11 protein-coding genes are annotated in these 12,096 nt (G+C 71.8%); all 11 read right to left on the bottom strand.

The window, feature by feature from the left end; all coding sequences use genetic code 11:
- Positions 1-2 precede the first annotated feature (2 nt).
- The 11 genes from ABC337_RS00765 to dxs all read right to left on the bottom strand — a co-directional run bounded on the left by ABC337_RS00765 (position 3) and on the right by dxs (position 11,853).
- Positions 3-1,247, bottom strand: a complete 1,245-nt coding sequence (locus tag ABC337_RS00765) for an ABC transporter permease (protein ID WP_412882758.1) — start codon at positions 1,245-1,247, stop codon at positions 3-5.
- Positions 1,244-1,963 carry an ABC transporter ATP-binding protein gene (locus ABC337_RS00770; RefSeq protein WP_412882757.1) on the bottom strand — a complete coding sequence of 240 codons (720 nt, stop codon included), beginning with the start codon at positions 1,961-1,963 and terminating at the stop codon, positions 1,244-1,246. Before ABC337_RS00770 ends, ABC337_RS00765 begins: the two co-directional genes overlap by 4 nt.
- 3 nt (positions 1,964-1,966) lie before the next feature.
- Positions 1,967-3,529, bottom strand: coding sequence for an efflux RND transporter periplasmic adaptor subunit (locus tag ABC337_RS00775; protein WP_412882756.1), 1,563 nt, complete (start codon positions 3,527-3,529; stop codon positions 1,967-1,969).
- A gap of 62 nt (positions 3,530-3,591) precedes the next feature.
- Positions 3,592-5,151, bottom strand: a complete 1,560-nt coding sequence (locus tag ABC337_RS00780; protein WP_412882755.1) for an ABC transporter ATP-binding protein — start codon at positions 5,149-5,151, stop codon at positions 3,592-3,594.
- Positions 5,148-5,927, bottom strand: a complete 780-nt coding sequence (locus ABC337_RS00785; protein ID WP_412882754.1) for an energy-coupling factor transporter transmembrane component T — start codon at positions 5,925-5,927, stop codon at positions 5,148-5,150. Before ABC337_RS00785 ends, ABC337_RS00780 begins: the two co-directional genes overlap by 4 nt.
- Position 5,928: 1 nt before the next feature.
- Positions 5,929-6,762: an ECF transporter S component gene (locus tag ABC337_RS00790; protein WP_412882753.1), complete on the bottom strand. Its 834-nt coding sequence runs from the start codon at positions 6,760-6,762 to the stop codon at positions 5,929-5,931.
- A 61-nt stretch (positions 6,763-6,823) separates the two neighbouring features.
- Positions 6,824-7,894: a nucleoside hydrolase gene (locus tag ABC337_RS00795; protein WP_412882752.1), complete on the bottom strand. Its 1,071-nt coding sequence runs from the start codon at positions 7,892-7,894 to the stop codon at positions 6,824-6,826.
- 44 nt (positions 7,895-7,938) lie between these two features.
- Positions 7,939-8,916, bottom strand: coding sequence for an aldo/keto reductase (locus tag ABC337_RS00800; protein ID WP_412882751.1), 978 nt, complete (start codon positions 8,914-8,916; stop codon positions 7,939-7,941).
- A 93-nt stretch (positions 8,917-9,009) separates the two neighbouring features.
- A complete protein-coding gene (locus ABC337_RS00805; RefSeq protein WP_290258105.1) occupies positions 9,010-9,228 on the bottom strand; it encodes a helix-hairpin-helix domain-containing protein in 219 nt (72 codons plus the stop codon).
- A 69-nt stretch (positions 9,229-9,297) separates the two neighbouring features.
- Positions 9,298-9,855, bottom strand: a complete 558-nt coding sequence (locus ABC337_RS00810; protein ID WP_412882750.1) for a hypothetical protein — start codon at positions 9,853-9,855, stop codon at positions 9,298-9,300.
- 24 nt (positions 9,856-9,879) lie between these two features.
- Positions 9,880-11,853: a 1-deoxy-D-xylulose-5-phosphate synthase gene (gene dxs / locus ABC337_RS00815; RefSeq protein ID WP_412882749.1), complete on the bottom strand. Its 1,974-nt coding sequence runs from the start codon at positions 11,851-11,853 to the stop codon at positions 9,880-9,882.
- Positions 11,854-12,096: the final 243 nt, after the last annotated feature.

Below are 12,096 nucleotides of genomic sequence, written 5' to 3' on the forward strand. Positions count from 1 at the left end.
TCCTATTCATAGCGGAGGGCGTCGATGGGCCGCAGCTTCGCGGCCTTGTTGGCGGGATAGACCCCGAAGACCAGGCCGATCACGGCGGAGACGGCCAGCGAGAGCCAGACCGTCCACGGCTGGACCTCGGGCTGCACGCCGAGCACCGGGAAGGCGCTGCCGGCGAAGCCGATAACGATCCCGGCGACCCCGCCGATCACGGAGATGATCAGCGACTCGATCAGGAACTGGGCGACGATGCTGCCGCGGGAAGCACCGATGGCCTTACGGATGCCGATCTCCCGGGTGCGTTCGGTGACGGTGACCAGCATGATGTTCATGACGCCGATGCCGCCCACCAGCAGGCTGATCGCCGCCACGGCGCCCAGCAGGATGGTCAGGGTCTGGGTGGTGTTGGTGGCGGTAGTGAGGATCTGCGCCTGGTTCCGGATCTGGTAATCGCGGTTGGTGGCGTCCACACCGTGCCGGGCGTCCAGGATCATCTGCAGTTCGTTCTGCGCCTGGTTCATCACGTCCGCGGACGCCGCCTGGACGGTGATCGAGGCGAGCGTCGGGGCGTAGCCGGTGAACTTGCTCTGCGCCGTCGAAAGCGGGACCACCACGATGTCATCGGGGTCGTTCAGGCCGGAGGAGCCCTTGGCGGTGAGCACCCCGGACACAGTGAAGTTCTGGCCGTTGAGCTGGATGGTCTGGCCGACGGCGGAGGCGGTCGCGGTGCCGAAGAGGTCCGAGGCCACCGTGGCGCCGATGACCGCGACCGGGGCGGCGCCCTGCTGGTCCGCGTCGGTGAAGAGGCTGCCGGCGGCCACCGTGCTGTTGCTGATGGTGAAGTAGGGCGCCGTGGTGCCGAGGAAGCTCGCCACCGAGTGGGTGGCGTTGTTGTACGTCCCGGTCACCCCTTGGGCCTGCACGATGGGTGCGGTGCGGGCGACGTCGGGAGCCAGCACCGGGTCCGTCAGCGCCTTCTCGTCGTCCAGGGTGAGGTTGGTGCTCCGGGTCCGGGTGCCGCTGACCGCGGCGCCGGCCCCGGCGCGGCCGCCCACCGACGTGGACCGGCTGACGGTCAGGACGTTGGTGCCAAGCTTGCCGATCTGCGCCTTGATGGCGTTGCTGGTGCCGGCACCGACGGCGAGCAGGACGATCACCGCCGCGATGCCGATGAGGATGCCCAGCGTGGTCAGCACCGAGCGCAGCTTGTTGGCCGCGACGCCGGCGAGGGCGAAGCGCGCGGACTCCAGGAGGCTCACTGCGCGGCCGCCAGGGCGGGGATGCGGAGCGGACGCTGCCGGACGTCCGAGATGATCCTGCCGTCCTGCATCCGGACCACCCGGCCGGCACGCTCCGCCACGTCCATCTCGTGGGTGATCATGACGATCGTCCGGCCGGCCGCGTGCAGCCGTTCGAACAGGTCGAGGATCTCGTCGGAGGACCTGGAGTCGAGGGCCCCGGTGGGTTCGTCGGCGAGGAGCAGCACGGGGTTGGTGACCAGCGCCCGGGCGATCGCCACGCGCTGCTGCTGGCCGCCGGAGAGCTGGGAGGGTTTGTGGTCGGCACGGCTGGCGAGGCCGACGGCGTCGAGCATCGCCAGCGCCCGGGTGTGCCGTTCCTGCCGGCCAACGCCCGCGTAGGCCAGCGGCATGGCCACGTTGTCCACGGCCTTGGTGCGGGAAATGAGGTTGAAGTTCTGGAAGACGAAGCCGATCTTGCGGTTGCGGATCTGCGCCTGCTGGTACTCGTCCAGGTCCGCGGTGCGGATGCCGTCGAGGAAGTAGCCGCCCGAGGTGGGGGCGTCCAGGCAGCCGATGATGTTCATCATGGTGGATTTCCCGGACCCGGAGGCGCCGATGATGGCCACGAAGTCGCCGCGTTCAATCCCGATGCTGACGTCGTCCAGGGCCCGGACCTCGGCCTCTCCCCTGCCGTAGACCTTGCTGACGTTGGTCAGGTCGATGACCGCCGCCATGGTCTACTGGCCCCCGTTCCGGCTGCCGCCGCCGCGGGTGCCGCCGCCGAACCCGGAGCCGCCGAAACCGCCCTGCTGGGTGGTTCCGGTGCCGCTGTCCAGCGTGTTGGAGATGGCGGGCAGCTCGATCTGGTCGCCCTCAGAGAGCCCGGTCAGGATCTGCGTCCTGCCGTTGGCGGTGATTCCGGTGGTGACCTTGGTGGGGGTGGTGACTCCGTTCCGGATCACGTTCACGGTCTGCCGGTCGCCGCTGGTGGTCACCGCGAGGCTCGGGACCAGGAGGGCGTTGTCCGCGACGGCGGTGGTGACGGTGATGTTGGCGCTCTGGCCCAGGCGCAGGCCGGCGGGCGGGTTGGCGATGGACACAGTCACCGGGTAGGTCACGACGCCGTTGGTGGTGCTGGAGGTCTGCGCGATTGAGACCACCTTGCCGGTCACCGGTGCGGCAGTGGCCGGCTGGGCGTTGCCCTGCGCGTTCAGGGCCGGGAAGACGAACTGGGCAGTCTGCTCCGGCTTCATGGCGGCGATGTCCGACTCGGAGAACCCGGCCACCACCTGGAGGTGCGTGGTGTCGCTGATGGTGACCAGGCCCGCGGAGGAGCCGCCGCTGGTCCCGGTGGCACTGATGCCGGCGGAGGCGGCGGACCCGCCGGACGCCCCGCCGCTGGTTCCGCTGCTTCCGGTGGACCCCGCCGCCGCGGAGCCTGAGCCGCCGGAGGACCCGGCGAGGGCGCCCACCGTGGCGTTGACGGCTGTGACCGTGCCGGCGGCCGGGGCGTTGACGTTGCAGGAGGCCAGGTTGGCCTGCGCGGTCTCCACCGCCACCTGGGCACTCGTGATGTTGGTGCCGCCGGCGGAGGCCGCGGAGTTCTGGGCGTTACCCAGCGCGGTGGAGGCGGTGGCGAGCTGCTGCTTGTCCTTGAGCTGGGTGGAGGAGGACTGGTTTTGCGCATTGGTGAGCGCCTGCTGGTCCTTGGCGAGCTGGTTCTGGGCCGCGACGACGGGGTCCGTCCAGTTGGCCGGCTTGGGGTTGGGCACCGGCTGTGTCTGGGCCGCGGTGACGGCGGCATTGTCCGCGTCCACGGCCTTCTGCGCCGCTGCCACGGCCGCCGCCTGCTGGGCGGCGTCCAGGTTGGCGGACTGCTGGGCGTTGACGAGGCTCTGGTTCGCCGAGGACACCTGCCCGGCGGCACTGACCTCCTGCTGGTTGGCCTGCGCGGTGACGGAGGCGAGCTGGGCCTCGGCGGTCTTGAGCGCGTTCTGGGCGTTGGTGGGATCGATGGTCAGCAGCTGCTGGCCCGCGGCGACCTGCTGGCCGGCGGCGGCGCTGACGGAGATGATGGCGCCGGTGCAGTTCTGGGCATTGACCACGGTGGTGGTGGCGGAGGTGACGTTGCCCGAGGCGGTGGCCACCGAGGAGATGCCGGCCTTGGTCACCGCAACCGTCCGCACCGAGGCGGCCGGGGTGGTGGACCCTGCGGCCGTGACGGAGAGGTAGGTGCCCGCTCCGAGCGCGAGAATCAGGGCGCCCAGGGCAGAGTTGATGACAAGGGTTTTTGAGGTCATGGCTGGACGGTATCGGCCGTGGCTGGGGGAATACCGGGAAAAGGGTTGGAGATCGCCAGCGATCAGGGTGCGGGCCGCCGCCACGTCTCCCGGAGTTTGCCGCCGTCGAGTTCCAGGACCCGGTGCGCGGCCGCGCGTGCGTAGGCGGCGTCGTGCGTGACCAGCAGGACGCCGGCGCCGCGTTCGGCCGCGTCCGTGACGGCGGCGTGCAGCCGGTCCAGGCCGTGCCGGTCGAGGCCGACGGTGGGTTCGTCGAGCGCCAGCAGGGCCGGGCGCCGGGCCAGCACGGTGGCCAGGGCCAGGAGCCGCTGCCGGGACGAGGGCAGCTCGGCGGGGTGCGCGGCGGCGGCGCCGGCCAGGCCGACGGCGGTGAGGGCGTCCAGGGCGCGCGCCGTGGCGTCTCCGTCCGGGCCGGCCAGCCGGCGCAGGCCGAAGCCGACCTCGCGCAGCACGGTCCGCTCGAACAGCTGGTCCCGGGGCTGCTGGAAGAGCAGGCCCACCGAGTCCGCCACCCGGCCGGCGGGGACGCCGGCGATGGGGGCGCCGAGGACCCGGACCTCGCCCTGCCGCGGCTGCAGGAGCCCGTTCGCCAGGCGCAGCAGGGTGGACTTTCCGGCGCCGTTGGGCCCGGTCACGGCAACGATCTCGCCGGGCCGGACCGCCAGGTCCAGCCCGCGCAGCAGCGGGGGGATGTCGGCGTCGTCCGCGCGCTTTTTCTTAGGCCGGAGCCGGGACAGCAGGGGCCCCGAACGCGCCGGGCCGGTGCCGCCGGGCGCGTAGCCGAAGCCGACGTCCCGCAGTTCCAGGACGGGGGCGGCGGCAGGGTCGACGGGCGCCGGGTGCCGGACTCCCCCGGCCGCGTCGCCCGCCAGGACCCCGGCGTCCCGGAGCAGCTGCCCTGGGATGTCGCGGGGTTTCCCCGCGGCCACGGCCGTTCCGTCCGCCATGACCAGCCAGTAGGCGGCGCTGCGGGCGAGCCCGTCGGCGGCCTGGCCGAGGACAACGACGGCGGTCCCGGCGGCCCGGAGGTCGTCCACCAGGCGGGCGATGCCCTGCGCCCCGGCGGGGTCCAGCGAGGCAAGTGGTTCGTCCAGGATCAGCACCTCGGGCTCGCCGATCACGGCGCAGGCGACGGCCAGGCGTCGGAGTTCGCCGCCGGAAAGCCGCTCCGGGTTCCGTTCCAGCAGGCCGCCGAGCCCGGTCCGTTCGGCCGTGAGGGCCACCCGCCGGAGCGTCTCCGGGCGGGGCACGCCCCGGTTTTCCAGGCCGAAGGCGAGTTCCTCGGCCACGGTGTGGCGGACGGTGGAAAGCATGGTCGCGGCGTCCTGCGGCACGTAGCCCACCCGGCCGGACCAGGCGGCGGGGTCGATCCGGGGGTCGCCGTCGCCGCCGGTGAATTCAAGGCGTTCGCCGCCGAGGGCCAGGGCGCCGCGGAGGCTGCCCGCGGTGCCGGCGCGGAGCCAGCCGGCCAGGATCTTGCCGAGGGTGGTCTTGCCGCTGCCGGAGCCGCCGAGGACGGCGGTGAGGGTGCCCGGCCGCAGGGTGAGGACAACGTCGCGCAGCGCCGGGGCGTCGTCGCCGTGGTAGGTGAAGCCGCGGATCTCGGCGGCGAGGAGGCTCACGCTCCCACCCCCAACCAGCCGCTAACCGACCAGCCAATAGCCAACCAGCCGCCGGCAAGCCGGAGCGCAACGGCGGCCGCCGCGATCAGCAGGGCGCAGGCGCGGAACACCCGCTGACCGGCCGGGTCCTCGAGTTCCCGGTAGCTGGTCCGCGGTCCGGGGTTGCCGAAGCCGCGCGCGTCCAGGGCCTGGGCACGGACGCCGGCGTCGTCGACGAGGGCCAGGACCAGCGGGACCGCCTGCAGCCGGGCGGCGACGAGCCGGGCGAGGAAGCCGCCGGAGACCACCAGGCCGCGGGCTTCCTGGGCCTGCCGGATGCGTTCCAGCCTGGCCGCCATCCCGGGCGCCAGGGTCAGGGCGGAGGCGAGCACGAAGCTGAACTGCGGCGGGATCCGCCGGGCGGCGAGGGCGGCCAGCAGGTCGGGCACGCTGACGGTGAAGGAGAACAGCAGCAGCACCAGCACCGAGGCGGTGGTGCGGGTGGCCAGCTCCAGGGCGAAGCTCAGTCCTTCGGTGGTGACCCGGGCCGGGCCCCACTGGGCCAGGACGGTGCGCCCCTCGGGGAAGAAGAGACCGTGCAGCACCAGCAGGGAGAGCACGAGCGGGGCGAGGATCACCGCCGCGGAGCCGAGCACCCGTCCGGCCACGCCGGCCCGCGCGGCCAGCAGCGCCGCGCCGGCGGCGACCGCCAGGGACAGCGGCCAGCTGCCGGCCGCCGTCGTCACGACGGCGGTGCAGGCCGCCGCCGTGAGCGCGGTGAGCGGGTGCAGCCGCACCCTAGGCGTCGGGCGTGGCCGGGGCCTTGCCGGCCAGGACCCGGAAGCGGCGGACGAAGGGGAACTGGAAGGTGGTGCGGCGCGGCAGGGCGTAGGCCAGGAGGGCGGCGATGGTGAAGACGATCGCCTTGTCCATCGGGTCGGAGATCAGAGCCTGCTTGGTGATGGCGGCCAGCAGGGTGTCGCCCATGACCCGGAAGGCGCTGACGAGGGCGCCGGTGCCCAGGCCTGCGGTGCCGCCGTAGACGAAAGCCGCGATGGGCGCGGAGACGACGCCGGCCAGGATGCCGGTGACGAACCCGGCCACGGGGGCGAGGTAGAAGCGGCGGAACAGCCCGGCGCGGGCGGCCATGCCGGCGAGGAAGCCGATCAGCGCGGCGCCGGCGGCGAACGGCAGGACGGTGGGGTTGAAGAAGGACCAGATGATGCTGCCCAGGACGCCGGTGGCGGCGCCCGCGGCCGGTCCGGCGAGGACCGCGACCAGGACGGTACCGACGGCGTCAATGTAGAACGGCAGCCCGGTGGTGCCGATCAGCTGGCCGAGGACGACGTTGAGCACGATCGCGACCGGCATCAGCACCAGGGTGGAGGTGGGCAGGGTCGGCAGGACGGCCACGAGCAGCAGCACGGCGCCGAGCAGGAAGCCGCCCAGGGCCACGAGGGCGGAGGCGCTGGTGGGGCCGTCGGCCAGTTCCACGGGCTGGGTCAGGACCAGGTAGACGTAGGTGGCGGCGATGGCCACGGCGCCGGCGATCTCCAGGAGCAGGCGACGGCGGCCGCGGGGTTCACCGGCGCGGGGTCCGGTCGCGGGGAGAGTCAGGGGCTGCTGTGACATGGGGATCCTTCGGCTGGGGTCGGCAAAGTCCGCCTGATGTCACCTCGGCGCAGCTACCATCTTAGCCTTTGCGGACCCTGGTGACCGGCCCGGGGTTCGGCCCGGGTTCCGGCTTCGGGTCCGGGCCCAGGGTGCGGGCCAGCGCCCCGACCGAGTCGACCACTTCGGCGAAGCAGGCATCGGGGTCGTTGCCGGAGACAATCCGGGCGTTCGGCGGCAGCCCCCAGAGGCCGCGGAAGTCCGCCACCGTGGTTCCCACCAGCAGCGGCGAGTCCGTTTCGACGTCGACCGTCGCCAGCCGGGTGCTGAACGGGGTGCGCCCGGCGGCGGCGCAGGCGGCGAACGCGTCGTGCACGTGCGCCACGTAGCCTTGGTCGTAGAGCCGGTGGAACTCCATGTAGAACCGGAGCGCGTCGGAAAGGCAGGCAACCAGCGGGTTCGCGGCGGTGCTGCGCAGGCCCTCAGGCTGCTCCGGCAGCACCAGTTCCGGCTCCGGCAGCCCGGCGGCCTCCCCCAGCCGGCGCAGGTGCTCGGGCCGCATCTCGATCCGTTCCGTGGTCTCCAGCGCGCAGACAATGGGCAGCTTGTCCTCGGGCAGGCCGCGGTAGGCCGCGTAGACCTCCTTGGCCGCATGCGGGTCCACGTGGGTGTTCCACTCCGCCGTCGGCGTCGTGTTGCCCTGGTAGTAGAAGCTGCCGCCCATGATGACCAGGGACTTCAGCAGCCGCGGCAGCTCCGGTTCCCGGCGCAGGGCCAGGGCGAAGTTGGTCAACGGCCCGGTGATCAGGCCGGTGAGCTCGCCGGGATAGGCGCGGGCCTCCTCGATCCAGAGGTCGACGGCGTGCCGGTCCGACATGGGCTGGGCCGGGGCGGGGAGCTCGGCGTAGCCGATGCCCTGCGGCCCGTGGGTTTCCTCGGTGGTGACCAGCGGGACCTGCAGCGGGACCTCGGCGCCGGTGGCCACCTCGATCCCGCTGCGGCCGCAGAGTTCCAGCAGCGAGAGGGTGTTCAGCGCCACCTGCCGGGCGCCCACGTTCCCGGCGGTGCAGGTGATCGCGTGCACCTCCACCTCGGGGCGGGACAGCAGGTAGACGATGGCGAGGGCGTCGTCGATCCCGGTGTCGACGTCCATCAGGATGCGGGGACCGGCGGCCGGGGCGCCGGGGTCTGCCTCGCTCAGAACAGGGCAACCTTCGGCGTGCGTGGGAAGATCTCGTCCAGCTCGGCCCGTTCGGCGGCGTCCGGGACCCAGGCCACGGCCGCGGCGTTCTGCCGGACCTGTTCGGGGCGGGTGGCGCCGGCGATGACGCTGCTGACCGAGGGCTGGGCTGCGAGCCAGGAGAACGCGACCTGGATCTCGGTGAGGTCCCGTTCCGCGGCGAAAGCGGAGAACCGGCCCAGCTGGTCCCAGTCGGCGTCGTTGACCAGGTTGGTGCGGGTGTGGCTCAGGCGCGAGCCCTCGGGGGCCTGGCCCTTGGCGTACTTGCCGGTGAGCAGGCCGTTGGCCAGCGGGAAGTAGGGCAGGACGCCCAGGCCGTAGGCCTCCGCGGCGGGGGTGACTTCCTGTTCGGCGCGGCGGTCCAGCAGGTTGTAGTGGTTCTGGCTGGAGATGAAGCGGGCGCCGCCGCGGGCGCGGGCCACGTATTCGGCCTCGGCGATCTGCCAGCCGGCGCGGTTGGAGTGGCCGATGTAGCGGACCTTGCCGCTGGTCACGAGCTCGTTGAGCGCGTCGAGGGTTTCCTCGATGGGGGTGTGCGGGTCCGGCGTGTGGAACTGGTAGAGGTCGATCCAGTCGGTGCCGAGCCGGCGCAGGGAGGCCTCCACGGCGCGGATGATGTACCGGCGGGAGCCGCGGGCGCCGAAGTCGTTGCCGTTGGCGCCGTTCATATCGAGGCCGAACTTGGTGCCGATGACGGCGTCATCGCGGCGGCCGGCGAGGGCCTCGCCCAGCATGGTTTCGCTCAGGCCCGGTTCGCGGCCGTAGACGTCGGCGACGTCGAAGAAGGTGATGCCGGCGTCGAGCGCGGCGTGGACGACGGCGTCCGTTCCCTCCTGCGTCTCGGTGGCGGTGCCGGCCCGGCCCAGGTTGTTGCAGCCGAGGCCTACGGCGGAGACGGTCAGTCCGGAATTTCCTACGCGTCGGTAATCAGTCATGGAATTCAGCCTATAACGCCCGCGCCGGGCACCCGGCCGGAGCGCGCAGCCGCCGCGGGTGGCAGGCAGGACCCGACGGCAAAGTGGTGAGAACTACCCGGCGGGAAGCTCCAGCCCGTGCTCGTCCATGGCGTCCTGCAGCTGGGCCAGGGTGCGCGGGCAGATGCCCGGCATGCCGGCGAGCTGGCGGCGGCCCAGCGGGACAAGGTGTTCCAGCGTCTCCACCCCGGCGTGGGCCAGGGAGCGGCGGGCCGGGGCGGCCAGTCCGGCGGGGAGGGGGGTGCTGCCGGGTCGTGGGGATTTGCGCGTCATTGCGTGTCCTTCCAGTCGCTGCCCCCAATTCCAGGTGAGCCGGGTCCGGCTCCTTGCAGGTGCCGCCGGTTACAGCGAGAAGCTGGAGGCCGGCTTTGCGGAGTGTTTCAGTTTATAGTCCGTGGAGCCATAAGGCGCCGCCCCGATGCTGAGTTTGGTGAAGTCCAGGGCCTCGCCGCGGATGCAGACCTTGATCGCGTTGACCGTCTTGGCCACGTCCGGGGTCAGGCAGAAGATGTTCAGCTTGGCGTCCGAGAACTCGGACCGGTCCACCACGCCCAGGCCGCGCCAGGCGAGGTGGCTGATCAGCGCGTCCTTGGCCTTCTCCTCGAGGTAGCGGTCACGGCTGGTGCCCTCCTTGGTTTTGAGGGCGTACTGGGCCACCACCCAGGACTGTTCCTCCTCGGGGATCTCGGCGTAGCCGTCCTCGGCGCACTGCGCGGCGAAGGCCTCCATGAGGGATTCGCCGGCGTCCGGGTCTGCGACCTCGGTTTCCTCGGTCTTGCTCTGGTGTCCCACCACGCCGTGGTTCATGACGAACTCGGAGTATTCCTCGTCGATCCAGGCCTCCCGGAAGTGCAGGACCCCTTCCTCGTCGCGCTTGTAGACGCGGATGATGCCGCTCATACTGTGTGTCCTTTGGTGGTTCGGTCAGAGGATCGGCAGGCTGCCGGTGCTGGGGTGTTCCTGGCCGGGCAGCGGGCGCGCGAACGGCACCTTCGTGCCGAGGACCTGCGCGACGACGTCGTGCGTGATCTGCTGGGCGGTCAGGCCGACGCGTTCCAGCACCTGGCTGCGGGTCCCGTGGTCCAGGAATTCGACCGGCAGGCCCACCTCGTTCAGGGCAGTGTCGACTCCGGCGGCGCGCATCTTCTGGCGGATCCGGGAGCCGACGCCGCCGGCCCGGACGCCGTCCTCGATGCAGATGACCAGGCGGTGGTGGGAGGCGAGGGCGATCACCGAGGCGGGTACGGGCAGCACCCAGCGCGGGTCGATGACGGTGGAGCTGATGCCCTGCGCCCCGAGCCGGCCGGCGACGTCGAGGGCCAGCTCGGACATCGCGCCGACGCTGACGATCAGCACGTCGTTGTCGGTGGAGCCGGCGGGCCGGCGGGCGAGGACGTCGACGCCGTCGGCCAGGCGTTCGAGCGCCTCGACCTCGGCACCGACGCTTCCCTTGGAGTAGCGCAGCACGGTGGGCGCGTCCTCGATGGCGACGGCCTCCCGGAGTTCTTCCTTCAGCCGGGTGGCGTCCCGCGGTGCGGCCAGGTGCAGGCCGGGGACGATCTGCACCATCGCCATGTCCCACATGCCGTGGTGGCTGGCGCCGTCGGGGCCGGTGACGCCGGCGCGGTCCAGGACCACGGTGACGCCGGCCTTGTGCAGCGCCACGTCCATCAGCAGCTGGTCGAAGGCACGGTTGAGGAAGGTGGCGTAGACCGCCACCACTGGGTGCAGGCCGCCGAACGCCATGCCGGCGGCGGAGGTGAGGGCGTGCTGTTCGGCGATGCCGACGTCGAACACGCGGTCCGGGTGCCGCGCGGCGAACTTGTGCAGACCCACGGGGATCAGCATCGCGCCGGTGATCCCGACGATGTCCTTGCGTTCGTCCGCGATGTCGGCGATCTCGTCGGCGAAGACGGAGGTCCAGGACTTGGCGCCGCCGGCCTCGGTGGGTTCGCCGGTTTCCGGGTCGATGATGCCGACGGCGTGGAACTGGTCCGCCTCGTGGGCGCGGGCAGGTGCGTAGCCGTGGCCCTTCTCGGTCATGGCGTGCACGATCACGGGCCCGGCGTAGTTCTTGGCCGTGGAGAGGGCGTTTTCCATCGCCTGGAGGTTGTGGCCGTCCACGGGGCCGATGTACTTCATGCCGAGGTCCTCGAACATGCCCTGCGGGGCCCACCAGTCCTTGATGCCCTTCTTCATGGCATGCAGGCTCTTGTAGGTGAACTGGCCCACGGGTCCGCCGCTCTGCAGCCGCTTCTTCCACCAGTCCAGGGCGCCCTCGTAAGCGGGGGCGGCGCGGAGCGAGTCGATGGTGGGGCGCAGCGAGGCGAGGTAGTCGGCGACGCCGCCGACTGTCGGGGCGTAGGAGCGGCCGTTGTCGTTGACGACGATCACGACGCGGCGCTTCTTGTCCGCGGCGATGTTGTTCAGGGCCTCCCAGGCCATGCCGCCGGTCAGGGCGCCGTCGCCGACGACGGCGATCACGTACCGGTCGCCGTCGCCGGTAAGCCGGCGGGCGCGGGAGATGCCGTCGGCCCAGGACAGCGAGGATGAGGCGTGGGAGCTTTCGACGATGTCGTGCTCGGACTCGCCCCGGTCCGGGTAGCCGGAGAGGCCGCCCTGCTGGCGGAGGGTGCTGAAGTCCTGGCGTCCGGTGAGGAGCTTGTGCACGTAGGACTGGTGGCCGGTGTCGAAGACGATGCTGTCGCGCGGCGAGTCGAAGATGCGGTGCACGGCGATGGTGAGTTCGACGACGCCGAGGTTGGGCCCGAGGTGGCCGCCCGTCTGGGACACATTGCCGATCAGAAATTCCCTGACCTCGGCGGCCAGCTGGTCCAGCTGCGCCTGGGACAACGTGTTCAGGTCCTGCGGACTCCGGATGCTCTCCAAGATTCCCAACGGCCCTCCTTGCGGGTAGTAGACATGCCTTACAACTCTAACGCCTCGGCGTGTCCGCCGGTTGCGCATCCCGGGCCGCCGGCCGCGCGCACCGCTCCCCCGCCGGGCCCGGGAACGCCGAAGCCCCGGCCCGTCAGTGACGGTCCGGGGCTTCGGGTGGCCTCGCCGGGAGGCTCGGCCGGTGGTGCTAGCTGGCCGAGACGATCTCGGCGATCCCGTGGTAAACCCGGCGGAAAAGCGTTG

The organism is Arthrobacter phoenicis (assembly GCF_047238215.1).
Taxonomy (GTDB): Bacteria; Actinomycetota; Actinomycetes; order Actinomycetales; family Micrococcaceae; genus Arthrobacter.